The sequence below is a fragment of the Micromonospora palythoicola genome (assembly GCF_036689795.1).
In the GTDB taxonomy this organism is placed as follows: Bacteria; Actinomycetota; Actinomycetes; order Mycobacteriales; family Micromonosporaceae; genus Micromonospora; species Micromonospora palythoicola.
Genome location: NZ_JBAGKI010000031.1, coordinates 38847 through 62441 on the forward strand (window position 1 = coordinate 38847; position 23595 = coordinate 62441).

24 protein-coding genes and 1 pseudogene are annotated in these 23595 nt (G+C 72.1%); 4 read left to right on the forward strand and 21 right to left on the reverse strand.

What is annotated here, in order from left to right:
* Positions 1 to 10: 10 nt before the first annotated feature.
* The 10 genes from V5O40_RS15975 to pyrR all read right to left on the reverse strand — a co-directional run bounded on the left by V5O40_RS15975 (position 11) and on the right by pyrR (position 11940).
* The gene (locus V5O40_RS15975; RefSeq protein WP_332906171.1) at positions 11 to 544 is read right to left on the reverse strand and encodes a nucleoside/nucleotide kinase family protein; all 534 of its coding nucleotides are present in this window, start codon (positions 542 to 544) and stop codon (positions 11 to 13) included.
* A gap of 25 nt (positions 545 to 569) precedes the next feature.
* The gene (gene mihF, locus V5O40_RS15980) at positions 570 to 887 is read right to left on the reverse strand and encodes an integration host factor, actinobacterial type (protein WP_007458370.1); all 318 of its coding nucleotides are present in this window, start codon (positions 885 to 887) and stop codon (positions 570 to 572) included.
* Positions 888 to 1058: 171 nt separating this feature from the next.
* Positions 1059 to 1895: an orotidine-5'-phosphate decarboxylase gene (gene pyrF, locus V5O40_RS15985; RefSeq protein ID WP_332906172.1), complete on the reverse strand. Its 837-nt coding sequence runs from the start codon at positions 1893 to 1895 to the stop codon at positions 1059 to 1061.
* 149 nt (positions 1896 to 2044) lie between these two features.
* The gene (locus V5O40_RS15990; RefSeq protein WP_332906173.1) at positions 2045 to 3319 is read right to left on the reverse strand and encodes an adenosylmethionine--8-amino-7-oxononanoate transaminase; all 1275 of its coding nucleotides are present in this window, start codon (positions 3317 to 3319) and stop codon (positions 2045 to 2047) included.
* Between the two features lie 121 nt (positions 3320 to 3440).
* Complete coding sequence (locus V5O40_RS15995; RefSeq protein WP_332906174.1) at positions 3441 to 4457, reverse strand: quinone-dependent dihydroorotate dehydrogenase; 1017 nt, start codon at positions 4455 to 4457, stop codon at positions 3441 to 3443.
* A 97-nt stretch (positions 4458 to 4554) separates the two neighbouring features.
* The gene (gene carB / locus V5O40_RS16000; RefSeq protein ID WP_332906175.1) at positions 4555 to 7947 is read right to left on the reverse strand and encodes a carbamoyl-phosphate synthase large subunit; all 3393 of its coding nucleotides are present in this window, start codon (positions 7945 to 7947) and stop codon (positions 4555 to 4557) included.
* Positions 7940 to 9100, reverse strand: a complete 1161-nt coding sequence (gene carA / locus V5O40_RS16005; protein WP_332906176.1) for a glutamine-hydrolyzing carbamoyl-phosphate synthase small subunit — start codon at positions 9098 to 9100, stop codon at positions 7940 to 7942. Before carA ends, carB begins: the two co-directional genes overlap by 8 nt.
* A 55-nt stretch (positions 9101 to 9155) precedes the next feature.
* Positions 9156 to 10433, reverse strand: a complete 1278-nt coding sequence (locus V5O40_RS16010; protein WP_332906177.1) for a dihydroorotase — start codon at positions 10431 to 10433, stop codon at positions 9156 to 9158.
* Positions 10430 to 11356, reverse strand: coding sequence for an aspartate carbamoyltransferase catalytic subunit (locus V5O40_RS16015; protein WP_164445170.1), 927 nt, complete (start codon positions 11354 to 11356; stop codon positions 10430 to 10432). The genes V5O40_RS16010 and V5O40_RS16015 overlap by 4 nt, the downstream gene beginning before the upstream one ends.
* Positions 11353 to 11940, reverse strand: coding sequence for a bifunctional pyr operon transcriptional regulator/uracil phosphoribosyltransferase PyrR (gene pyrR / locus V5O40_RS16020; protein WP_269738782.1), 588 nt, complete (start codon positions 11938 to 11940; stop codon positions 11353 to 11355). Before pyrR ends, V5O40_RS16015 begins: the two co-directional genes overlap by 4 nt.
* A 317-nt stretch (positions 11941 to 12257) precedes the next feature.
* Between pyrR and bldD the strand changes: the two genes are divergently transcribed.
* A complete protein-coding gene (gene bldD / locus V5O40_RS16025; RefSeq protein WP_007458348.1) occupies positions 12258 to 12746 on the forward strand; it encodes a transcriptional regulator BldD in 489 nt (162 codons plus the stop codon).
* A 100-nt stretch (positions 12747 to 12846) separates the two neighbouring features.
* On the opposite strand, the gene nusB is transcribed toward bldD, so the two are convergent.
* The 4 genes from nusB to aroB form a co-directional block, all read right to left on the reverse strand.
* The gene (gene nusB, locus V5O40_RS16030) at positions 12847 to 13257 is read right to left on the reverse strand and encodes a transcription antitermination factor NusB (protein ID WP_170863437.1); all 411 of its coding nucleotides are present in this window, start codon (positions 13255 to 13257) and stop codon (positions 12847 to 12849) included.
* A 23-nt stretch (positions 13258 to 13280) separates the two neighbouring features.
* Complete coding sequence (efp, locus tag V5O40_RS16035) at positions 13281 to 13838, reverse strand: elongation factor P (protein WP_169599241.1); 558 nt, start codon at positions 13836 to 13838, stop codon at positions 13281 to 13283.
* A 519-nt stretch (positions 13839 to 14357) separates the two neighbouring features.
* On the reverse strand, positions 14358 to 14804 hold the full coding sequence (gene aroQ, locus V5O40_RS16040; protein ID WP_332906178.1) for a type II 3-dehydroquinate dehydratase: 447 nt from the start codon (positions 14802 to 14804) through the stop codon (positions 14358 to 14360).
* Between the two features lie 20 nt (positions 14805 to 14824).
* Positions 14825 to 15901: a 3-dehydroquinate synthase gene (gene aroB / locus V5O40_RS16045; RefSeq protein ID WP_332906179.1), complete on the reverse strand. Its 1077-nt coding sequence runs from the start codon at positions 15899 to 15901 to the stop codon at positions 14825 to 14827.
* A gap of 134 nt (positions 15902 to 16035) precedes the next feature.
* On the opposite strand from aroB, the pseudogene V5O40_RS16050 reads away from it, so the two are divergent.
* The 3 genes and pseudogenes from V5O40_RS16050 to V5O40_RS16060 all read left to right on the forward strand — a co-directional run.
* Positions 16036 to 16116: pseudogene (locus V5O40_RS16050) on the forward strand (DUF2243 domain-containing protein); the annotation flags it as partial.
* A gap of 37 nt (positions 16117 to 16153) precedes the next feature.
* Positions 16154 to 16585: a DUF2243 domain-containing protein gene (locus tag V5O40_RS16055; protein ID WP_332906180.1), complete on the forward strand. Its 432-nt coding sequence runs from the start codon at positions 16154 to 16156 to the stop codon at positions 16583 to 16585.
* Complete coding sequence (locus V5O40_RS16060; protein ID WP_332906181.1) at positions 16582 to 17397, forward strand: cytochrome c oxidase assembly protein; 816 nt, start codon at positions 16582 to 16584, stop codon at positions 17395 to 17397. The genes V5O40_RS16055 and V5O40_RS16060 overlap by 4 nt, the downstream gene beginning before the upstream one ends.
* 47 nt (positions 17398 to 17444) lie before the next feature.
* On the opposite strand, the gene V5O40_RS16065 is transcribed toward V5O40_RS16060, so the two are convergent.
* The 7 genes from V5O40_RS16065 to V5O40_RS16095 form a co-directional block, all read right to left on the reverse strand.
* Positions 17445 to 17960 (reverse strand): shikimate kinase, encoded by a 516-nt coding sequence (locus tag V5O40_RS16065; RefSeq protein ID WP_332906182.1) that lies wholly within the window; start codon positions 17958 to 17960, stop codon positions 17445 to 17447.
* Positions 17957 to 19135 (reverse strand): chorismate synthase, encoded by a 1179-nt coding sequence (gene aroC / locus V5O40_RS16070; protein WP_332906183.1) that lies wholly within the window; start codon positions 19133 to 19135, stop codon positions 17957 to 17959. Before aroC ends, V5O40_RS16065 begins: the two co-directional genes overlap by 4 nt.
* An 87-nt stretch (positions 19136 to 19222) precedes the next feature.
* Positions 19223 to 20143, reverse strand: a complete 921-nt coding sequence (locus V5O40_RS16075) for a glycosyltransferase family 2 protein (protein ID WP_332906184.1) — start codon at positions 20141 to 20143, stop codon at positions 19223 to 19225.
* Positions 20140 to 20706 (reverse strand): glycosyltransferase, encoded by a 567-nt coding sequence (locus tag V5O40_RS16080; RefSeq protein WP_332906189.1) that lies wholly within the window; start codon positions 20704 to 20706, stop codon positions 20140 to 20142. Before V5O40_RS16080 ends, V5O40_RS16075 begins: the two co-directional genes overlap by 4 nt.
* Before the next feature lie 119 nt (positions 20707 to 20825).
* Positions 20826 to 21308 (reverse strand): glycosyltransferase family protein, encoded by a 483-nt coding sequence (locus V5O40_RS16085; RefSeq protein WP_269738788.1) that lies wholly within the window; start codon positions 21306 to 21308, stop codon positions 20826 to 20828.
* A gap of 32 nt (positions 21309 to 21340) precedes the next feature.
* Complete coding sequence (locus V5O40_RS16090; protein ID WP_332906185.1) at positions 21341 to 22591, reverse strand: serine/threonine-protein kinase; 1251 nt, start codon at positions 22589 to 22591, stop codon at positions 21341 to 21343.
* A complete protein-coding gene (locus tag V5O40_RS16095; protein ID WP_332906186.1) occupies positions 22588 to 23490 on the reverse strand; it encodes a sulfotransferase domain-containing protein in 903 nt (300 codons plus the stop codon). Before V5O40_RS16095 ends, V5O40_RS16090 begins: the two co-directional genes overlap by 4 nt.
* Positions 23491 to 23595 lie beyond the last annotated feature (105 nt).

The following is a 23595-nucleotide window of genomic DNA, read 5'->3' on the forward strand; positions in this document are numbered from 1 at the left end:
GTGCCGGCGCTCAACCGCGCGGACGCGGCCGGGCCGGAGCCAGGAAGGAAGAACCGATGAATCCTACCAGTTCGTCCACGACCCGCTCGATGCGGTCGTGCGACACGCTGAGGTCGACGGCCGCCACCACGGACATGCCCGGCAGCCGACCGGGCGGATGGAGCAGGACGATTCGCGCCTCCGGCCACCCCGCCCGGACCAGCAACGCCCCGGCCAGGTCCAGGGCGAGCAGCACCGGCTGCCCGGCGGCGAGCCGGCGGCGCAGCGGGGTGATCTCCGTGCCGCGCCGGTACCCGCCGAGCCGGCTCCATTCCAGCAACTCGCCGTCGGCGAGCCGACGGTCGAACTCCTCCGACGTGACGAAATGTCGGTGGACGCCGTCCAGCTCGCTGTCCCGGCGGGGCCGGGTGGTGACCGCGATCGGCGTCCACACTGACGGAGAACGCGCCCGGATCAGCTCGACGACACTCTCCCTGCCGGCACCGGATGGGCCAGCCAGGACAGTGAGCCGAGCCGCCGGGCGCGCCTCGTCATCCAAGCTCACTGCTTGTTTCTACCCGCAGTCGTGCTCAGTTGGCGGCGAACTCCCCAAGCAGGGCCTTGCGCTGCTGCTCGCCGAGGCCACGCAGACGGCGGCTGTCGGCGATCTTGAGCTTCTCCATGATTTGAGTAGCCCGGATCTTGCCGATGCCCGGCATGGCCTGCAGCACGGCCGACACCTTGAGCTTGCCGACGACATCGTCGGACTCGGCCCGCTCAAGAACGGCTCCGAGGGTGGTCTTGCCCTGCTTGAGCTGCTCCTTCAGCTCGGCACGGGCTTTGCGGATCTCCGCAGCCTTCTCCAGCGCGGCTGCGCGCTGCTCGGGGGTCAGTGACGGGAGCGGCACCAGTTCTCCTCAGGTCCCTATCGCGACGGGCGGGACGCGCCGCCGCATCTGTGAAACGTGGTGTCGCTGTGAACCAAGGGGTTCCCAGCGCGGGGAAAACTAGCGGTCAACGGAGCTTTCGGCAACGTGGGCGCGCGATGATCACCACAAAGTGACCGAGTCATCAGTCAGTCATGACATCGCCAGGACCGCCCGACACTCGGTCACGGCGCGGTCCGCGGCGGCTCGCAACGCCGCCGGATCGGGCCCGGCGCCCAGCACCTCACGGGAGTACGCGGGCAGCACGGCGGGCACCGCGGAGCCGAAGACGACCCGCAGATCCGCCGCCGTGGCGCCCTGCGCGCCGAGGCCGGGTGCCAGCAGCGGGCCGTTCACTCCCGACAGGTCGCAGTCCGTCTTCCCGACCGTTGCGCCGATCACGGCACCGACGCTTCCGATCGGCTCAGCACCCGCGTTGAGCTGGGAAATCTCGTCAAGAACCGTCTGCGCGACGCTACGTCCGTCGGCGCTGCGCGCCCGCTGCACCGAGGCGCCCTCGGGGTTGGAGGTGAGCGCCAGGACGAAGACGCCACCGCCGTGCTCGGCAGCCAGCTCGAACATCGGCGCCAGCGAGCCGACCCCCAGGAAGGGGCTCGCGGTCACCGCGTCGACATACATGGGGCTGGATGGATCAAGGTAGGCCGACGCGTACGCGCGGACCGTCGAGCCGATGTCGCCGCGCTTGGCGTCGAGGAGAACGAGCGAGCCGAGATTTCGTAACTGTCGGATAGTTGACTCAAGGACCGCCATCCCTTGAGACCCGAACCGCTCGAAGAACGCCGACTGGGGCTTGACCACCGCAACCCGGTCACCGAGGGCGTCCACGACGGTCCGGGCGAACCGCTCCAGACCGGCGACATCGTCGCCAAGACCCCACTGCGCCAGCAACGCCGGGTGCGGGTCGATCCCCACGCAGAGCGGGCCGCGCTCGCGCATCGCCCGGTGCAGCCGGGCGCCGAAGCTCTCCATAGCCAGTACCTTCCTCTCGTCCGGCGCCGGATTTGCACCGTTCACGCCTACTCAGCAGACTGGGTGCAGACCCCCGCCGGGATACTCCAATTCGCGGTACCTGCCGCGCACGGCTACTCAAATCGAGCCGAGCGTCGGCGACCGCCTACTCAGCCCACCGCGATCGCTGCCGCGACACCCGTCACCAGGGTCGCCAGGTCGGCGTCCGTGGTGACGTACGGCGGCATCGTGTAGACCAGGTTCCGGAAGGGACGCAGCCACACCCCCTGGGCCGCCGCGGCGGCCGTGGCCGCGCCGACGTCCACCTCGTGGTCCAGTTCGACCACGCCGATGGCGCCGAGCACCCGCACGTCCACCACGCCCGGCGCGCCGCGCAGTGGCGTCAGCCCGGACCGCAGCCCCCGCTCGATCCGCGCCACCCGCCCGGACCAGTCCCCGGCCCGCAGCAGGCCCAGCGACGCGTTGGCGACCGCGCAGGCGAGCGGGTTGCCCATGAACGTCGGGCCGTGCGCGAGCACGCCGCCGGCGCGGATGCCCCGCGCGACCTCGGCCGTGCACAGCGCGGCGGCCAGGGTGAGGTAGCCGCCGGTGAGCGCCTTGCCGACGCAGAGCACGTCCGGGGTGACGCCGGCGTGCTCGGCGGCGAACATCGTCCCGGTACGGCCGAAACCGGTGGCGATCTCGTCGAAGATCAGCAGCACTCCGTGTGCCCGGGTCACCTCGCGCAGCACCCGCAGGTAGTGCGGATGGTGGAAGCGCATGCCGCCCGCGCCCTGCACCACCGGCTCCACGATCACGGCGGCCAGCTCGTGGGCGTGCCGCTCGACCGCGTCGATCAGCGCCGCCTCGTAGGCCGGATCCGGCGGGCTGTCGAAGCCGCCCGGCGGTACCGGGGCGAAGACCTGTCGCGGCAGCACGTCCCCCCAGAGGTGGTGCATGCCGCTCTCGGGGTCGCAGACGCTCATCGGATGGAAGGTGTCGCCGTGGTACCCGCCCCGCCAGGTGCCCAACCGGTGCCGCCGCGGCCGGCCGGTGGCCCGCTGGTACTGCAGGCACATCTTCACGGCGACCTCGACACTCACCGAACCGGAGTCGGCCAGGAACACGTGCTCCAGCCCCTCCGGCGTCAGCTCGACCAGACTGCGGGCCAGTTCGACGGCCGGCGCGTGGGTCAGCCCGCCGAACATGACGTGACTCATCCGACCCACCTGGTCGACCACGGCCGCGTCCAGGACCGGATGCCGGTAGCCGTGGATCGCCGCCCACCAGGAGGACATCCCGTCGACCAGCTCACGGCCGTCGGCCAGCCGCAGCCGCACCCCCTCGGCGCTGTCCACCAGGTACGGCGCCACCGCCGGCGGCAACGCCGCGTACGGATGCCACACATGCGCCGCGTCGGCGGCAAGAACCTCCTCCGGCGTCATCACCCCTCCCCCGCCCTCCGCGATCTTGCACTTTCGGTCGCCGTTTCGTCCGGGTACACCCCATCCGCCCCGACAGAAAACGCAAGATCGCGGGTGACGTGGGGTGGGTGGGGTGGGGGTGTCATGGGGGTGGGGCGGCGCGGGCGACGGCGCGGGGTAGCGCCGGGCCGCGGTAGATGAAGCCGGTGTAGAGCTGGACCAGGCTGGCACCGGCGTCGAACATCCGGCTCGCGTCGTCGGGATCGACGATGCCACCCACCCCGATCACCGGCAGTCGCCCGCCCGTCTCGGCATGCACGAAGGCGACCACCTGCCGCGCCCGATCGGCCAGGGGACGGCCGGACAGCCCACCGGCCTCGCCGGAGCGCACCCGGTCGGCCGGGGCCAGCCCGTCGCGCCCCAGCGTGGTGTTGGTGGCGATCACTCCGGCGGCGCCCCGGGCCAGGCACACCTCCAGCAACTCGGCGATGGCCGGCTCGGTGAGATCGGGAGCGATCTTCACCAGCACCGGCTTCTCCCCCACCAACGCCGCCAGCAGCGCGTCCAGGTGCCCCCGGTCCTGCAACGCGCGCAGCCCGGGGGTGTTCGGTGAGGAGACGTTGACCGCGAAGTAGTCACCGTGATCGCGCAGCGCGCGGTAGGACTCCCGGTAGTCCTCCACCGCGTCCTCCAGGGCCGTCACCTTCGACTTGCCCAACGAGATTCCCAGCGGTACGCCGAGCGGACGCGGCAGCGCCGCGAGCCGGTCCGCCAGCGCCTGCGCCCCGGCGTTGTTGAAACCCATCCTGTTGATCACGGCCTCGCTGTCGACCAGCCGGAACAGCCGGGGCCGGGGATTGCCCGGCTGTGGACGCGCCGTCACCGTGCCGACCTCGACGAAACCGAAGCCCAGCGCCGGCCACGCCGGCAGCGCCACTCCGTCCTTGTCCATCCCGGCGGCCAGCCCGACCGGATTCGGGAACCGCACCCCGAACACGGTGCGCGGCGCGGCCACCGCGTACCGGGCCCGCACCGCCGCCAGCGCCACCGGCCTCCGGGACAACGTGGCCAACCGCCGCAGGGTGAACTCGTGCGCCGCCTCCGCGTCACCACCCCCGACCCGGAACAACCCCCGCCGAACGGTCCCCTCGAAGATCACGCCACCCCTCCCTGACGCCATGTGTCGATCAAGAAGTTTTCGTCCCGCCGTGGGCCTCCGGAGGACCAAAACTTCTTGATCACCGAGGAGCGGGGGGTCACTGGGCGGGCCGGAGGGTGGCGTGCAGGGCCTGGAGGGGGCGTACCTGCATGTCGCCGCGGATCCTCGCCTCGATGCCCATGACGGCGGCGGCGGCGCCGGGCACGGTGGTGATGCAGGGGATGTCGGCGGTGACCGCCGCGCTACGGATCTCGTAACCGTCGGAGCGGGCGCTGGCACCGGAACCCTGTGGCGTGTTGACGACCAGGGCGACGTGGCCGCCGAGGATCAGCGACACCGCGTCGTCCTCGGAGCCGGCCTCGTAGTGCTTCGGGACCTGCTCGCAGGCGATGCCGTGCCGGCGCAGCACCTCGGCCGTACCGCTGGTCGCGACGATGTCGAAGCCGAGATCGGCCAGCCGCTTGATCGGGAAGATCATGCCGCGCTTGTCCCGGTTGGCCACCGAGACGAAGATCCTGCCCTCGGTCGGCAACGAACCGTACGCCGCCGACTGCGACTTGGCGAAGGCCTGCCCGAAGGCGGTGTCGATCCCCATCACCTCGCCGGTCGACTTCATCTCCGGGCCGAGCAGCGAGTCCACGCCCTTGCCGGCGGGGGTACGGAACCGCTTGAACGGCAGCACCGCCTCCTTCACCGCTATCGGGGCGTCCGGCGGCAGCGAGCCACCGTCCCCGGTCGCCGGCAACATGCCCTCGGCGCGCAACTCGGCCAGGGTCGCGCCGAGGGCGATCCGGGCCGCCGCCTTGGCCAGCGGCACCGCCGTGGCCTTCGAGACGAACGGCACGGTACGCGAGGCGCGCGGGTTGGCCTCCAGCACGTACAACGCGTCGTCCTTGAGCGCGTACTGCACGTTGAGCAGTCCGCGTACGCCGATGCCCCGGGCGATCGCCTCGGTGTAGCGGCGGACCTGGGCCACGTGCGAACTGGCCAGGGTGATCGGGGGCAGGGCGCAGGAGGAGTCGCCGGAGTGGATGCCCGCCTCCTCGATGTGCTCCATGATCCCGCCGAGGTAGACCTCGCCGTCGGCGTCGCAGAGCGCGTCCACGTCGATCTCGATGGCGTCGTCGAGGAAGCTGTCGACGAGCACCGGGTGGTCGGGCGAGATGTCGGTGGCCCGGCCGATGTAGTCGCGCAGCGTGGCGTCGTCGTACACGATCTCCATGCCGCGACCGCCGAGCACGTACGACGGCCGGACCAGCACCGGATAGCCGATCTCGTCGGCGATCTCCTTCGCCTCGTCGTACGAGGTGGCGGTGCCGTGCGCCGGCGCGCGCAGGCCGGCCCGGGCCAGCAGCGACCCGAAGGCGCCCCGCTCCTCGGCCAGGTGGATCGACTCCGGGGAGGTGCCCACCACCGGCACTCCGGCATCCTTGAGTCGCTGGGCCAGCCCGAGCGGGGTCTGCCCGCCCAGCTGCACGATCACGCCGACCACGCCCGGCCCGCCGGCCGCCCGGCCGGAGGAGTCCTCCGCGTGCCAGACCTCCAGCACGTCCTCGAAGGTCAGCGGCTCGAAGTAGAGCCGGTCCGCGGTGTCGTAGTCGGTGGAGACGGTCTCCGGGTTGCAGTTGACCATCACGGTTTCGAAACCGGCGCCTGCGGCGCCGGAAGCGGACGCAGCGGCCATGCCGATCGGCGCGCTGCGCAGCGCCATGACCGCGTGCACGCAGGAGTAGTCGAACTCGATGCCCTGTCCGATCCGGTTCGGCCCGGAGCCCAGGATCAGCACCTTGGGCCGCACCGAGCCGACCACCTCGGTCTCCGCGTCGTACGAGGAGTAGTGGTACGGAGTCATGGCCTCGAACTCGGCGGCGCAGGTGTCGACCGTCTTGTAGACCGGCCGGATGCCGAGTCGGTGCCGCAGCTTGCGCACACCGTCCTCGGCGGCCAGTTCGGGGCGCAACGCGGCCAGCTGCCGGTCGGACAGACCGGCCCGCTTCGCCCGGCGCAGCAGCTCCGCGTCCAGCACCGGCGCCGCGACGATCTCGGCACGCAGCTCGACAAGGGCGGCGACCTGGTCCAGGAACCACGGGTCGATGCCGCCGGAGGCGGCGCTGACCTCGGCGATCGAGGCGCCCAGCCGCAACGCCCGCTCCACCGTGTAGAGCCGCCCGTCGTGCGGCATACCCAGCGCGGCGAGGGTGTTCTCCTTCGTCGCCCCGACCGGGTCGGGCACGGTCCAGAAGCCGGCGGCCTTGGTTTCCATCGAGCGCATCGCCTTGTTCAGCGCCTCGGCGAAGTTGCGCCCGAGGCTCATCGCCTCGCCGACCGACTTCATCGTGGTGGTCAGCTCCGGGTCCGCGCCGGGGAACTTCTCGAACGCGAACCGGGGGATCTTCACCACCACGTAGTCGAGCGTCGGCTCGAACGCGGCCGGCGTCTTGCGGGTGATGTCGTTGGGGATCTCGTCGAGGGTGTAGCCGATGGCCAACTTCGCGGCGATCTTCGCGATCGGGAAGCCGGTCGCCTTCGACGCCAGCGCCGAGGAGCGGGACACCCGAGGGTTCATCTCGATGACGACGATGCGACCGTCGGCCGGGTTCACCGCGAACTGGATGTTGCAGCCCCCGGTGTCGACGCCGACCTCCCGCAGCACCGCTATGCCCAGATCCCGCAGGTGCTGGTACTCCCGGTCGGTGAGCGTCATGGCCGGAGCCACGGTCACGCTGTCACCGGTGTGCACGCCCATCGGGTCGAGGTTCTCGATCGAGCAGACCACCACCACGTTGTCGTGGCGGTCCCGCATGAGTTCGAGCTCGTACTCCTTCCAACCGAGCACGCTCTCCTCGATGAGCACCTCGTGCACCGGGCTGGCGGCCAGCCCGGCGCCCGCGATGCGTTCCAGGTCCGCGTCGGTGTGCGCCATGCCGGAGCCGAGGCCGCCCATGGTGAACGACGGCCGGATCACCACCGGCAGGCCCAGCTCGGCAACCGTCTCCCGGACCTCGTCCATCGAGTGGCAGACCCGCGAACGTGGCACCAGCGCCGACGGGTCGGCCACACCGAGGCGTACGCCGGCCTTCGCCACGATCTCCTTGAACAGCTGCCGGTCCTCGCCGCGCCGGATCGCGTCGATGTTCGCGCCGATCAGCTCGACGCCGTACTTCTCCAGCACCCCGGCCTCGTGCAGGGCCACGGCGGTGTTCAGGGCGGTCTGCCCGCCCAGGGTGGGCAGCACCGCGTCCGGGCGTTCCTTGGCGATGACCAGCTCGACGAACTCCGGCGTGATCGGCTCGACGTAGGTGGCGTCGGCGAACTCCGGATCGGTCATGATCGTGGCCGGGTTGGAGTTGACCAGGCTGACCCGGATTCCCTCGGCCCGCAGTACCCGGCACGCCTGCGTCCCCGAGTAGTCGAACTCGCAGGCCTGTCCGATGACGATCGGTCCCGACCCGATCACCAGGATGTGCTTGAGATCGGTCCGCTTAGGCATTGGTACGTCCCCCACTGAGAGCCCGGCCGTCGATCAGCTCGGCGAAGCGGTCGAAGAGATAGTCCGCGTCGTGCGGGCCGGCCGCCGCCTCCGGGTGGTACTGAACGGTGAAGGCGGGCACGTCGCGCGCCCGCAGCCCCTCGACCACGTTGTCGTTGAGGCAGACGTGCGACACCTGGACGCCACCGAACTCGGTGTCGATCACCTGGTCCGGCACGACCGCACCGGCCCGGACACCCGGAACCTCGACGGCGAAGCCGTGGTTGTGGCTGGTCACCTCCACCTTGCCGGTGGCCCGGTCGAGCACGGGCTGGTTGATGCCCCGGTGGCCGTAGCCGAGCTTGTAGGTGCCGAAGCCGAGCGCCCGGCCGAGGATCTGGCTGCCGAAGCAGATGCCGAACAGCGGCACCTCGCGGCGCAGCACCTCGCGCGCCAGGGCCACCGGCGCGTCGGCGGTCGCCGGGTCGCCGGGGCCCGGTGAGAAGAAGACCGCGTCGGCGCCGGTGGCCAGCAGGTCCTCGATCGTCGAGTGGGCCGGCAGCACGTGGGTGGTCACGCCACGCGCGGCGAGCCGGCGCGGCACGTTGCGCTTGATGCCCAGGTCGAGCGCGGCCACCGTGAACCGGTGCTCACCCTCGGCGTCGACCACGTACGGCGTGGCGGTGGTCACCTCGGCGGAGAGGTCCGCGCCGAGCATCTGCGGCGACCGGCGGACCCGGTCGAGCAGCGCCTGCGGATCGTCCTCGACACTGGAGACGCCCACCCGCATCGCGCCGCGTTCGCGCAGGTGGCGGGTCAGCGCCCGGGTGTCGACGCCGCTGATGCCGACCACCCCCTCGGTGGCCAGCCGGTCCTCCAGCCCGCCGGTGGCCCGCCAGTTGGAGCTGACCCGGGCCGGGTCACGCACCACGTAGCCGGCCACCCAGATCCGGCGCGACTCGTCGTCGTCGGTGTTCACGCCGGTGTTGCCGATGTGCGGTGCGGTCTGCACCACCACCTGCCGGTGGTACGACGGGTCGGTGAGCGTCTCCTGGTAACCGGTCATCCCGGTGTTGAAGACCGCCTCGCCGAAGGTCTCACCGACACTTCCGTACGCCTCGCCGTGGAACGTGCGCCCGTCCTCCAGGACGAGAATCGCCGACCTGCGCTTCACTGGGCCCGCCTTTCGTTGGCGACTGCGGGACTCCGCTCCGTTGCATTCCTCGCGCTCACCGGAGAACCTTTCCGTCCAGAACCGTCGCCTCGCCACGCATGAAGGTCGCCACGATGCGACCCGGCAGCGTCATCCGGGCGTACGGGGTGTTGCGGCTACGGCTGGCCAGGTCCGCCGGCTCGATGACCCGGCGGGCCGCCGGGTCGACCAGGGTCAGGGTGGCCGGCGCGCCGGGGGCCGGGTCGTGGCCGTGCTCGGTGAGCCCGGCGATCCGGGCCGGGGTGCGGGACATCCGCTCGGCGATCAGATCCCACCGCGGACCCAGCACGTCGAGCGCGATGGACAGCGCCGTCTCCAGCCCGAGCATGCCCGGCCGAGCGTACGCCCACTCGCACTCCTTGTCCTCGACGGCGTGCGGGGCGTGGTCGGTGGCGATGATGTCGATCACTCCGTCGACCAGGGCGGCCCGCAGCGCGGCGATGTCGGTGGCGGTGCGCAGCGGCGGGTTGACCTTGAACACGGGGTCGTAGGTCTCGGCACGCGCGTCGGTGAGCAGCAGGTGGTGCGGGGTCACCTCGGCGGTGACGCGTACCCCTCGGGCCTTGGCGTGGCGCAGCACCTCGACGCTGCCGGCGGTGGAGACGTGGCAGACGTGCAGCCGGCTGCCCACGTGCTCGGCCAGCAGCACGTCCCGCGCGATGATCGCCTCCTCGGCGACCGCCGGCCAGCCGGTCAGACCCAGCCGGGTGGAGACCTCACCCTCGTGCATCTGTGCGCCCTCGGTGAGCCGGGGCTCCTCGGCGTGCTGGGCGATGATGCCGTCGAAGGCCTTCACGTACTCCAGCGCCCGGCGCATCAGGCGCGGGTCGGCCACGCAGTGACCGTCGTCGGAGAAGATCCGCACCCGGGCCGCCGAGTCGGCCATCGCGCCGAGTTCGGCCAGCCGCTCACCGGCCAGACCGACCGTGACCGCGCCGATCGGCTGCACGTCGACCAGCCCGGCCTCGCGGCCGAGCCGCCACACCTGTTCCACCACGCCGGCGGTGTCGGCCACCGGCGAGGTGTTCGCCATCGCGCAGACCGCGGTGTAACCGCCGAGCGCCGCCGCCCGCGAACCGGTCTCGACGGTCTCGGCGTCCTCCCGGCCGGGCTCGCGCAGATGGGTGTGCAGGTCGACCAGGCCGGGCAGGGCGACCAACCCGTCGGCGTCGACCACCGTGGCGTCGGGCGCGGCGAGCCCCGCGCCGGTCTCGGCGACGACTCCGTCGCGGATCAGCAGGTCGGTCGGTGCGGCGCCGAGGACGCTGACGTTCCTGATCAGGTACGAGTTCACCGGTTGTTCCCCCCGAGCAGCAGGTAGAGGACGGCCATCCGGACGGAGACGCCGTTGGCGACCTGTTCGACGATGGTGGAGCGGGGCGAGTCCGCGACCTCCGGCGTGATCTCCATGCCCCGGTTCATCGGGCCGGGGTGCATGACGATGGCGTGCTCGGGCAGTCGGCCCATCCGCGGACCGTCCAGGCCGTAACGGCGGGCGTACTCACGGGCGGACGGGAAGTAGGAGTCGTTCATCCGCTCGCGCTGCACCCGCAGCATCATCACCACGTCCGAGGTGGGCAGCACCGCGTCGAGGTCGTAGCAGACGTCGGTACCGGGGGCGAGGGCGGCGGCGATGTCGACCGGGATGAGCGTGGGCGGACCGACCAGCGTCACCTTGGCACCGAGGGTGGACAGCAGCAACACGTTGGAGCGCGCCACCCGGGAGTGCAGCACGTCGCCGACCACCGCCACCGACAGGCCGGCCAGCCGCCCCAGCCGGGACCGCATCGTGTACGCGTCGAGCAGCGCCTGGGTGGGATGCTCGTGGGTGCCGTCGCCGGCGTTGACCACCGAACCGTCGACCCAGTCGGCGAGGCGGTGCGGGGCACCCGAGGCGGGGTGGCGAACCACCACCGCGTCGGCCCCCATCGCCTGCAGGGTCAACGCGGTGTCCTTCAGGCTCTCGCCCTTGGCGACGCTGGAACCCTTCGCCGAAAAGTTGATCACATCGGCGCTGAGCCGCTTGGCCGCCGCCTCGAACGAGATCCGGGTCCGGGTCGAGTCCTCGTAGAAGAGGTTGACCACGGTCCGGCCGCGCAACGCGGGCAGCTTCTTGACCTCGCGTCCGGCCACCGCGGCCATCTCCGCCGCGGTGTCCAGGATCTGGGTGGCGGTGTCGGCGTCGAGGTCCGCGCCGGAGAGCAGGTGCCTGATCATGAGGAGGCCTCCTCGCCGTGGAGCCGGACCTCGTCCACGCCGTCGGTCTCGGCCAGCGTCACCTTGACGTTCTCGGCGAGCGCGGTGGGGATGTTCTTGCCGACGTAGTCGGCGCGGATCGGTAGCTGCCGGTGCCCCCGGTCGACGAGCACGGCGAGTTGCACCGAGGCGGGCCGCCCCAGGTCGCCGAGCGCGTCGAGGGCGGCCCGGACGGTCCGCCCGGAGAAGAGGACGTCATCGACGAGGATCACCCTTTTGCCGTCGATGCCACCGGCCGGCAACTGGGTGGGGCCGACCGCGCGGGTGGCGTGTCGGCGCAGGTCGTCGCGGTAGAGGGTGATGTCGAGCACGCCGACCGGCACGGAGATGCCCTCGAAGGAACTGATCCGGGCGGCGAGGCGGTCGGCGAGGGGGGCACCCCGGGTGGGGATGCCGAGCAACACGGTGTCGGCCGCGCCCTGGGTCTTCTCGAGGATCTGGTGAGCGATGCGATCGACCACGCGGTGCAGGTCGGCGCTGGTCAGGATCACCTTTACCGAGGGTTGTCGCGGCGGCGACGACTGGGCAGCCGGTGGGTAGGCCACGGCGGACCTCCTTCCCCGCCTCACGGGACGGGTCGTTAAAGGACGTCGGAACCTCCCGGCCGGGCCGGGAGCGGCCGGCGGAGGGGCTTGGGCAACGTTACCAGTGGTCGTCGCCGCCTCGACGCGCGGGCACCAGGTACGACTGCCTCACCCCGTCGCCGTTGGCTGACCGGCCAGTCAGCGAGACGAAACCGGACAAGTCACCCGGAGTGCACCATGGGAAGATCGCGACCACTTGACCAGGTGTACGAATCCCCGTACCGTCACGCTCCGTAGCGAATCGCTGGGAGAACCCGAGCAGCACTGGGAGTGTCCGAATGCCCTCTGAATACGCCAAGTCTCTGGGCGCCCGCCTGCGCTCCATCCGCCAGCAGCAGGGCCTGTCCCTGCAGGGGGTGGAGGAGAAGTCGAACGGGCGATGGAAGGCCGTCGTGGTCGGCTCGTACGAGCGCGGCGACCGGGCCGTCACGGTGTCCCGACTGGCCGAGCTGGCCGAGTTCTACCGCGTTCCGGTCTCGGAGTTGCTGCCCGACGGCAGCGGGGTGCGACACGAGCCCACCAGCAAGATCGTTCTGGACCTGGAGCGTCTCTACGACGAGGCCAGCGAGGACCTCGCCTACGTGGCCCGCTACGCGCGCGCCATCCAGCAGCAGCGCGGGGACTACAACGGCCGGGTGCTGTCGATCCGCGCCGACGACCTGCGTGCCCTCGCGATCGTCTACGACGCCTCGCCGTCCGGCCTGATCGAGCGGCTGACCGAGCACGGCGTACTGGTCGCCGACCCCCGGGCATTCTTCGCCTCCTGAGATCGACCACGCGACAAAGGGCCCGTGCCATCCGGCACGGGCCCTTTCGTCGTCGCTCTCGTCGCCGGTGCGCGGCGGTCATCGGCCACCGCCACCCACCTCAGCGGGTGGCGTACTCGGCGATCCGGCCGAGCAGACCGTTGAGGAAGCGCGGCGAGTCGTCGGTCGACATCTGCCGCGCCAGCTCCACCGCCTCGCTGATCGCCACCGCGTCGTCGATCTCGTCCAGGTAGAGCAGCTCGTAGACCGCGATCCGGGCGAGGTTACGGTCGACCACCGGCATCCGGTCGAGCGTCCAGCCCTCGGCGTAGCTGGAGATCAGCTCGTCGATCCGGTCCAGATGCCCGGCCACCCCCTCGACCAGGCCGACCGCGTACCCCAGGTGGTCCGGGCGCGGCTTCTCGATCCGCTCGACGTAGCCGGCCAGCACCTCGACCGGCGGACGATCACGCAGGTCGGCCTCGAAGAGCACGTCCAACGCCCGCTTACGCGCCTTGCGGCGCGCCGGCATCTGCTGCTTCGGACCCTCGGACATCAGGCGCGGCCGAGGTAACGGCCGTCGCGGGTGTCGACCTTGATCTTCTCGCCGGTGGTGACGAAGAGCGGCACCTGGACGGTCGCACCCGTCTCCACCGTCGCCGGCTTGTTGCCACCGGTGGACCGGTCCCCCTGCAGACCCGGCTCGGTGTAGGTGACCTCCAGCACCACCGAGGTCGGCAGCTCGATGTAGAGCGGCACGCCCTCGTGGGTGGCCACGATCGCCTCGGCCTCGGGCAGCAGGTAGTTGGCTGCCTCGCCGACCGTCCCGCCGAGCACCGTGATCTGGTCGAACGTCTCCATGTCCATGAAGACGTAGTCCTCGCCGTCGGCGTAGAGATACTGCATCGTGCGCTTGTCCACGGTCGCGGTCTCGACCTTGGTGCCCGCGTTGAAGGTCTTGTCGACCACCTTGCCGGAGAGCACGTTCTTCAGCGTGGTACGCACAAACGCACCACCCTTACCGGGCTTGACGTGCTGGAACTCGACGACGGCCCAGAGCTCCCCGTCGAGGTTGAGTACCAGGCCGTTCTTCAGGTCGTTGGTGGTGGCCATTTCCTGCCTTGATCATCATTTGGCGGACAGACCTGGCAAGTCTACTAGCCGCCTCGCAACCCGCCGACCGCCGTCGGCCGCCCGCCGAGTCCGCCGCCGGTCGAGAAGGTCCAGCCCGGCTCAGCGCGACACGGCTCAGCGCGATCCAACGCGACTCAGCATGACCCGGTGCGCCCCCGCCTCCGCCCATCCGACACTGCCAGTAACACTCCAGCCCCACCCCCACCTACCAACTCGCTCCCTTTGCTCTGCTTCAACCCACGCATCAGTCACGATCTGTTGCGAGAACGCCGTGCATCATCACCCCGCTTCGTCGCAAAGGTGCTGGTGAGTCGCTAGTGCGTGGGTTGAAGCAGAGCAAAGGAGGGGAAGGGAGGTTGGGCGGGGGCGGCGGCTGCTCACTGAGGGTAAACAGCACCGAACGTAGTCGTGGCGCTGAACGAAGGTGCGGCTGAGCCGTCAGCCGACGGTGACCGGGCACCTGAGGCCGAGCGGTCTGGGCGTCAGGCGGCTCGGACGTCAGGCGGGCTGGTCGCGGCGGTTGGCCAGGTGGTGCAGGGCGAGGCGGTAGCCGTCGACACCCAGCCCGCAGATCACGCCGGTCGCCACCGCCGAGACGACCGAGTGGTGACGGAACTCCTCCCGGGCGTGGATGTTGGAGATGTGCACCTCCACCAGCGGCCCACGAAGCATCGCGCAGGCGTCCCGCACCGCGATCGAGTAGTGCGACCAGGCCGCCGGGTTGAGCACCACGGCGGCACCCTCGTCGGCGGCGGCGTGCAGCCAGCCGAGCAACTCGTGCTCGGCGTCGGTCTGCCGCACGACGACGTCCAGGCCCAGGTCCCGTCCGGTCGTCTCGCACAGTTGCACCAGGTCGGCGTAGCTGGTCACGCCGTAGACGTCGACCTGGCGGGTGCCCAACCGGCCCAGGTTCGGCCCGTTGAGCACGTACACCCGCCTGCTCACCGAATCATCTCCGTTCGCGCTCACCCGGACACCGCGGCGTAGGCGGCGTGCAGCAGGTCGTCGTCCGGGCCGTCGAGGATCGCCGGGCGGGCCAGACCGTCGAGCACCACGAAACGCAGCCGGCTGCCCCGGGCCTTCTTGTCCACCCGCATGGTGGCCAGCAGGCGGGGCCACGCGTCGGCGTGGTAACCGGTCGGCAGATCGAGTGCCGTCAGCACCGTACGGTGCCGCGCCGCGGTGGCCGCGTCCAACCGGCCGGCGAGGCGGGCCAGCTCGGCGGCGTACACCAGGCCGACCGACACCGCGTGACCGTGCCGCCAGCGGTAACCCTCGACCTTCTCGATCGCGTGGGCCAGCGTGTGCCCGTAGTTGAGCACCTCCCGTACGCCCGACTCGCGCAGGTCTCCCGCGACCACGTCGGCCTTGACCCGGATGGCCCGCTCGATCAGCTCCCGGGTGACCCGCCCGGCCGGGTCGGTCGCGGCGGCCGGATCGGCCTCGACCAGGTCGAGGATGACCGGATCGGCGATGAAGCCGCACTTGACCACCTCGGCCAGGCCGGCGGCCAGGTCGGTCGACGGGAGGCTGTCCAGCGTGGTGAGGTCGGCCAGCACGCCGGCCGGCGGGTGGAAGGCACCGACGAGGTTCTTGCCGGCGGCGGTGTTGATCCCGGTCTTGCCGCCGACCGCCGCGTCGACCATGCCGAGCAACGAGGTGGCCACCGGCACCCAGCGCACCCCGCGCAGCCAGCACGCCGCGACGAACCCCGCCAGGTCGGTGACCGCACCGCCACCGAGACCGACCACCGCGTCGGTACGGGTGAACCCCGCCTCGCCGAGCCGGTCCCAGCACTGCGCCGCCACGTCGACGTGCTTGCCGGCCTCGGCGTCGGGTACCTCGATCAGCAGGGGTGTCACCCCGGCCGCCGCCAGGCCGGCGCCGACCGCGTCGGCCAGTTCCTTCAGGGGCGGCGTGTGCAGCACCGCCGCCCGGGTGGCGTCGGGCAGCAGCCCGGGCAGCGCACCGAGCAGGTCGCGGCCGACCAGCACGTCGTACGGTCGGTCGCCGCCGACCGGGATCCGGGTCACCTCGTCCATCGCCGGGAGCCTAGCCCACCCGGCACCGATCCGACCCGCGCCGCCACCGGGGGTGCCCGAGGGGTGGAACAACGTTTAGCGATGGGCACAACGGGCACGGGCAGCCGGGGGGTCACGGGCGAGAGGGAGTCGACATGAGCGGGCGGACGATCGACGGTGCGGACATCCGGCTGCCCGCCACCATCCTCGGCTTCGGCCTCGGCGGCTTCGTCGACGGCATCCTGCTGCACCAGGTCTTCCAGTGGGCACCACATGCTCAGCAGCACCGGCAGCGACAACATCGGGGTACGCGAGTACCCGGTGGACACCGTCGCGGGGCTGGAGATGAACACCCTCTGGGACGGCCTGTTCCACGTGGTGGCCTGGGTGGCCGTCCTCACCGGCCTCGCGATGCTCTACTCGCGGGTGACCCGCTCCCGGGGCCAGCTGTGGCGTTCGCCCATGCTGTGGGGCTGGGCGCTGATCGGGTGGGGGCTGTTCAACCTGATCGAAGGCGTCATCGACCACCACATCCTGGGCATCCACCACGTCCGCGCCGGTGAGCACCAGCTCTGGTGGGATCTCGGCTTCCTCGCGTTGGGTGTGGTGCTGATCGTCGTCGGCTGGCTCGTGCAGCGCCGCGCCACCGCCGTCGACGGGGGTGCCGACCAGCGGCGGACGCCGACCCGGGGCCGACCGGGGTGAGCCCACCGCTGGTGGTGGGCCCGGTCCTGATCTCGGCGCACGGCACCGAGCACGGCACCTCGGTCGGTCCGGCGCTGCTCGTGCCGCTGCTGGCCGGCTGGGTCTACCTGGCCGCCGCACTACGGCAACGCGCCCCCGACCGGGCCGGGTGGAGCCACTGGCGCACGGCCGCCTTCGCCGCCGGGTGCGCCCTGCTCGCCACCGCGCTGCTGCTGCCGGCCGACGACTTCGCCGGGCACATGTGGCAGCACCTGCTGCTCGGCATGCTGGCGCCGCTGGGGCTGGTGCTCGGCGCACCCGGCATCCTGGCCCTGCGCTGCCTCGACCGGCGGACCGGCCGGACGGCGTTGCGGAGGCTGAACCATCCGGCGCTGCGACCGCTGACCCACCCGGTCACCGGGCTGCTGCTCACCGCCGGCGGGCTGTGGCTGCTCCACCTCACCCCGCTGTACCGGGCCACCCTCGACAGCGCGGCCCTGCACCACCTGGTCAACCTGCACTTCCTGCTCAGCGGGCTGCTGTTCACCTGGTCGATCGCCGGCCCGGAACCCTACCCGCACCGGGCCCGGGTACCGGTCCGGCTGGTGGTGCTCGGCGCGGCCGTGGTCGCCCACGCCAGCCTCGCCCAACTGATGTACGCGGGCCTACTGGTCGACGTGCCGGCGACCGCGGAGCAGCTGCGCGCCGGCGCGACGGTGATGTACTACGGCGGCGACCTCGCCGAGATCATGCTCGCCCTCGCCCTGCTGACCACCTGGCGTCCCGGACCACGCCGCCGGACCGTCGGCACCGCCGTCACCGTCGGCTCCTGATCCGAGCCGGCTCGCGCGCGACCGCAGACGTTGCCCGGGCCCCGGCGCTACGGCTTCAGCAGGGGGATGATCTCGGCGACGATCTCCTCGGGGGTGCGGCCGTCGGTGACGACCGTGGCGGTGGCGACCTCGGCGTACAGCGGCCGGCGCTGGTCCATCAGGTGTTTGAGGGTGGCCCGGGGGTTGATCGCCAGCAGCGGCCGGCCGACGCCGAGGCCCACCCGCTTCACCGCGTCCGGCAGCTCGACGGAGAGGTGCACCACCCGGTGACCGACGAGCGCGGCCCGGTTCTCCTCGGCCAGGATCGCGCCGCCACCGAGGGCGAGCACCCCGGAGCAGGAGGCCAGCGCCGCGGCCAGCGCCGCCCGTTCGAGGGAACGGAAGTGCGCCTCGCCCTCGTCGACGAAGATCTCCGGGATCGGTTTGCCGGCGAGCCGCTCGATGTCGGCGTCGGTGTCCCGGAACTCGACGCCGAGCGTCTCGGCCAGGCCCTGCCCGATCGTGGTCTTGCCCGAGCCGGGCGCGCCGACCAGCACACAGACCGGCCGGGTCGGAGCGGTCACCGGATCACCAGCGCGTCGAGGTAACCGGCCAGGTTGCGGCGCATCTCGGCGACCGAGTCACCACCGAACTTCTCCACCGCGGCCTCTGCCAGCACCAGCGCCACCATCGCCTCGGCGACCACCGCGGCGGCCGGCACCGCGCAGACGTCGGAGCGCTGGTTGATGGCGGTGGCCGGCTCACCGGTCGTCACGTCCACCGTGGCCAGCGCCCGGTTCAGCGAGGAGATCGGCTTCATCGCCGCCTTCACCCGCAGTGGCTCACCGGTGGTGATGCCGCCCTCCAGGCCGCCGGCCCGGTCGGTGACCCGGCGGACGCCGGTGGCGGTGGGCATGATCTCGTCGTGCGCCTCGGAGCCCCGGGACCGGGCCTGCTGCCAGCCGTCGCCGATCTCCACACCCTTGATCGCCTGGATCGACATCAGCGCGGTGGCCAGCCGGGCATCGAGCTTGCGGTCCCACTGCACGTGGCTGCCCAGACCGGGCGGTACGCCGTACGCCAGCACCTCGACCACGCCGCCGAGGGTGTCGGCGGCCTTCTTCGCGGCGTCGACCTCGGCGACCATCCGGGCGCTGGCCTCCGGGTCGAGGCAGCGCAGCGGGTCGGCGTCGATCCGCTCGGCGTCCTCCGGCCGGGGCCGCAGCCCCGGCTTGACGCCGATCGGGCCCAGCTCGACCACGTGCGAGACGATCTCGATACCGAGGGCCTGGCGCACCAGCGCCTTGGCCACCGTGCCGACCGCGACCCGGGCGGCGGTCTCCCGCGCGCTGGCCCGCTCCAGGATCGGCCGCGCGTCGGTGTGGCCGTACTTCTGCATGCCGGCCAGGTCGGCGTGGCCGGGCCGGGGCCGGGTCAGCGGCGCGTTGCGGGCCTGCCGGGCCAACTCGTCGGGGTCGACCGGGTCGGCGGCCATCACCGTGCGCCACTTGGGCCACTCGGAGTTGCCGACCCGGATGGCGACCGGGCTGCCCAGGGTGACGCCGTGCCGCAGGCCGCCGATGATCTCGATTTCGTCCTGCTCGAAGGCCATCCGGGCACCCCGGCCGTAGCCGAGCCGGCGGCGGGCCAACTCCCCGGCGATGTCGGTGGAGGACACCTCGACACCGGCCGGCACCCCCTCCAGCAACGCGACGAGAGCGGGTCCGTGCGATTCCCCTGCGGTCAACCAACGCAACACAGGCATGAGTCTGTCACGCCCGAGGCCCGGCACCCCGCGCCGCCCGTCGCGTCCCGCCTTCCGGACGCGACGGGCGGCGCGGGCGGCTCAGATGCCTCGGCCGCGTCGGTGCAGGGTGCGCAGCACCGTGTCGGCGCGGACCACCCGCCCGGCGACCGCCAGGGCCAGGTAGGCCCGGGGCTCGCGTGGGTTGCGCCGGATGGTCCGCCGGGCCCAGCGCACCGCACCCCGGGAGTCGCCCGACGCCGCGCGGGCGAAGGCGATCTGCCCGGTGACCCGGGCCTGTCCCGCCGGTTGGCTGGCGAACTCGGGATAGCGGTCCAGCAGCCACTGCAGCGCCTCGGAGATGGTGTCCCACCGCTGGGCGAAGTAGGACCGCTTGTGCCAGCGCACCACCACGTACGGGGTGCGCAGGTTGACCAGCGGGGCGCTGCGGGCGGCCCGGAGCAGGAACTCGTAGTCCTCGGCGTAGCTGCCGGGGATCTCCTCGTCGACGAGCCCGAACCCGTCGCGCAGCGCCGACGCCCGGATGACGAAGGTCGACGGGTGCAGCTCGGTCATCCGGTCCCGCAGCAGCTCGGCCAGGCTGATCGAGTCGCGGTCCAGCACCCGCTCGACGGTGTGCCCGTCGTAGCTGACCCGGATGCCGCAGCTGACGAACTCGGCGCCGGGGACACCGGCCAACGCCTCGGCCTGGGCGCGCAGCTTGCCGGGCAGCCACTCGTCGTCGTCGTCGCAGAAGGCGACCAACTCACCGGTGGCGGCCAGGGTGCCGGTGTTGCGCGCGCCGGCCAGGCCGGGGGTCCGCGAGTTGGTGACCACCCGCACCGGCCGGTCCGGAGCCGACAGTTCGGCCAGGGAGGCGTCCGGTTCGGACTGGTCGTACACCACGACCACCTCGACCGCAGCCGGGTAGTCCTGGGCGACGATGGCCCGTACCGCGGCCCGCAGCAGTTCGGGCCGGTCGCGGGTGGGCACCACCGCGCTCACGCTCGGGTACCGGGTCACGGCTTCCGCCTTCCGTTCGGGCCGTGCCACGGCCGCCACCAGCGTCGGTGCCGCCGCTGCGCGGCGGCCACCAGGTCCTCGACGATCACTCCCACCCGCCGCACCGCGGCCCGCCGCCCGTCGGCCGCGTCGGCGTCCACGGCGACGGTGAACCGGTCCCGGTCGGCGAGACCGGCGGCCAGCATGTCCAGCAACTCCTGCCGGGACTCGCAGAGCGCCACCAGACCGGCCGCGCCGAGCCGGCGGGCGAACAACAGCTGATGGTCGTCGACGTGCTCGCCACGGCTCGGGTCGCGGGGCACCACGATCGGCAGGTGTCCGTGCCGGCGGGCCTCCAGGATGGTGGCCGGGCCGCCGTGGCAGACCACCAGGTCGGCCTGGGCCATCGCGGCCTGCAACTCGGCGTGGCCGAGGAACGGCACCGCGTCGGGCAGGTCAGCGGCGCCGGTGTGGCCGTGCTGCACGGTCAGCCGGACCTTGCCGTCGACCTCGTCGTGCCACTGGGCCAGCCAGTCGACCAGCCGGTCGAACGGATGCTTGTCGGTGCCGACGGCCACCAGCACCCGCGGCCGACCGTCGAGGTCCGACTCACGCTGTCCCGGTACGCGTACCGTCGGCTCGTCGAGGGCCGGGCGAGGGCGCAGCGGCGTGGCGCGGTGCCCGTCGCCGGGCGCGTCGCCGCTCACAGCAGCGTCCCCACGACGGTGGCCTCCGGGTACTGGCGGCGCTGCTCCTCCCACTGCACGAGCATCGCCGACAGGAACGGCCGGCACAGCCGGGCGGTCAGCGTCGGTGTGTCGATCCGGTCGTAGACCTCGATGTAGACCGTCGGGATGCGGCGCAGCCGGGCCAGCACGACGAACGGCACCGCCACGCCCGCGCCGGTGGTGACCACCGCGGCGACCCGCCGTCGCCGCAGCACCCGGACGGCCAGCCACGCGTTGCGCAGCAGGTTGCCCAGGTGGCGGGTGGTGGGATGGTACGCCGGGACGACGTCCTCCCCGGCCAGCAGCGACAGCGCCTCCGGCGTGTCGAAGGTGACCCAGCATCGCCGCCAGGTCTCGTACCAGGGCCGCAGGGCGAGCAACTGCGCCAGGTGCCCTCCGCTCGACCCGACCAGCAGCAGCACCGGCTGCTGGTCGGCTCCCAGTTTGTTGTTGTCCACGCGACTCCCCACAAGTCCGCTTGACGTGTCGGTCAGCTGTGTCGGTTCGAAATGGTGTCCAGCAGGGCGGGATGCAGCGCCCGGTTCCAGCCGGCACCGGCGTCGGCCAGCCGCCAGGTCCGCAACCACATCTCCACCAGGTAGGCGTCGGCCACCAGCCGCCGCCCGGCCCGGTCCAGCCCCAGCGCCTCGCCGTGCCGGTCCAGCCAGGTGTCGACCTGCCGGGCCGCCGCCGCGGCTGGTTCGCCGCGCGCCACGAGCGCCCGCTGGAACGCGTCGTGTGCCAGGTCGAACCCGACGGGCACCTCCGGCCCGCTGTGCTCCCAGTCCCAGGCGACGAGTTCCCCCTCGTGCCGGCCGAGGTTCCACGGCACCCAGTCGCCGTGCCAGTGACCGAACTCGACGGCGACGTCACCGTGCCGGCGGGCCAGGTCGGCGACGGCGGTCGACGCACGCTCACCGACGGTGTCCGCGGCCCGCCGCGCCTGCTCGGTCAGGCGGGCCAGGAACGGTGAGCCGGCCAGCGGCCGGGCCGGCGTCGGCGGGCGACCACGCCGGGCCACCGCGAGCAGCGCCGCCAGGTCGGGCGGCGCGTCGATGGACAGCCCCCGGATCCGCGCCGGCAGCGGCTCGACCACCGCCACCGCCTGCCCGGCCCAGGCGAACTCGGTGAGCAGGCGCGTGGTGCCGGGGTGCCCGGCCGTCCCGGCCAGGCCGGCGACCTCCCGCAGCGCCGCGGCCTCGGCGGTGACCAGCGCCCGCGTGGCGTCGTTCCAGCCGATCTTCGCGTACCCGCGCGGTTCGCCCCGGTCGTCGAACAGTTGCAGCGTCGGCTTGTGGTTCGGGTCCGGCGGACGCACCCCGCAGGCCGCGTGCACCGGCGTGCCGAGTTCGGCACCGACCCGCGCGGCGAGCAGCACCTCCGCCGGGTCGAGCCCGACCGGCAGCGCCACGGTCAGCACCGGAAAGGGAACCCGGTCCACCGCGCCGGCCCGGGCCGCCACGCCGAGCACCGCCCGCGCCGCGCGCAGCTTCGCCGGGCGCAGGGCGTTGTACGACAGCAGCGCCGCCGCCGCGACCCGGGGGCGGCCCAACGGCAGCAGGAAACGGGCCCGGGCCACCGACGGCACCACCGCGTACCGGGCCACGACGGTGTGCCCGGCCGGTGGCTCGGCGTCCACGGTCACCGCCACCCGCGGGTCGGAGAAGACCGCCCGGGTGACCCAGCCCAGCCCGTCGTCCCGGCTCCGGGGGTCGCCCGTGGTGGTGGCCGAGGCGGTCACGCGACCCGGTCCGGCCAGTCGAGCCGCAACCCCAGCCGCTGCCGCAGCGCCTCGTTGTGCGGGCGGTAGTACGCGGTCAGCTCGGCGCGCAGCGCCGGCTCCAGAGGTGCCGACCGCCGGTCGTTGTAGACCTTGAAGTTGGGCAGGTCGAACGGAGGCAGGCCGAGGAAGTCCAGGGTGCGCCGGTAGGTCGCCCGCGCGTCGGCGTACAGCTCCTCGCTGGGCAGGAAGAGGAGCTGGTCGCGGTCGAAGCGCTCCAGCCACGGTTGCAGGTGCTCCAGGTAGCGGCCCCGCGCCCGGTAGGTGTACCAGTCGTAGGGCTCGCTGAAGTGGTTCGGTTCGGCGATCAGCCGTTCCCGCTCCCCCGCCGTGCGCTCCTCCTCGGCGGCCAGCGCGGCGGCGAAGTCGAGCGGCTCCACCCCGTTGGTCCGCCGTTCCTTCCAGTGCGAGTAGGCCCGTTCCACCGGGTCGCGCAGCAGCACGATCAGCCGCACCGAGGGCATCAGCGCACTGACCCGCTCGGCGGCCAGCGGATGGAACATGTACAGCGGGGCGGCCTCACCGACCCGGACCGGACCGCCGTGACGGTTCTCCAGTGCCTCCCGCTGCCGCACCGTCGGAAAGTGCGAGCGGTACCAGGCCTCGCCGCGACTCCAGTGCTCCTCGAAGTAGTGCGAGGACTTCGTGTTCCAGGCGGGAAAGAGCCGGGGTACCAGCGGATGCTGGATCAGGTAGTTCCACAGCGAGGTGGTGCCGCCGCGTTTGGTGCCGATGATGAGGAAGTCCGGCAACGGCCGCCGGTCGCTGGTGCGTACCCCGTAGTCGACGAGGCTTTCCCTTACCCGGTTCGTCACCTGGGTCGGCACCAACTGCTTCACCCGGTCCCGAATGGACGACACGACGAATTCACCTGCCCTTCGATGTCCGTGGCGGGTCGCCGGCCCGCCGGCCCCCCCGGCTCAGACACCAAATCAACCCCCTTACGCCCCCCCCCCCCGGGCACG

Bases quoted from the DNA above. Each gene is read 5' to 3' on its own strand.
- pyrF (WP_332906172.1), bottom strand. From the start codon at position 1,895: ATGGAGAGCTTCGGCGCCCGGCTGCACCGGGCGATGCGCGAGCGCGGC.
- V5O40_RS15990 (WP_332906173.1), bottom strand. From the start codon at position 3,319: ATGACGCCGGAGGAGGTTCTTGCCGCCGACGCGGCGCATGTGTGGCAT.
- carB (WP_332906175.1), bottom strand. From the start codon at position 7,947: ATGCCTAAGCGGACCGATCTCAAGCACATCCTGGTGATCGGGTCGGGA.
- V5O40_RS16015 (WP_164445170.1), bottom strand. From the start codon at position 11,356: ATGATCAGGCACCTGCTCTCCGGCGCGGACCTCGACGCCGACACCGCC.
- bldD (WP_007458348.1), top strand. From the start codon at position 12,258: ATGCCCTCTGAATACGCCAAGTCTCTGGGCGCCCGCCTGCGCTCCATC.
- nusB (WP_170863437.1), bottom strand. From the start codon at position 13,257: ATGCCGGCGCGCCGCAAGGCGCGTAAGCGGGCGTTGGACGTGCTCTTC.
- efp (WP_169599241.1), bottom strand. From the start codon at position 13,838: ATGGCCACCACCAACGACCTGAAGAACGGCCTGGTACTCAACCTCGAC.
- aroB (WP_332906179.1), bottom strand. From the start codon at position 15,901: ATGGACGAGGTGACCCGGATCCCGGTCGGCGGCGACCGACCGTACGAC.
- V5O40_RS16055 (WP_332906180.1), top strand. From the start codon at position 16,154: ATGCTCAGCAGCACCGGCAGCGACAACATCGGGGTACGCGAGTACCCG.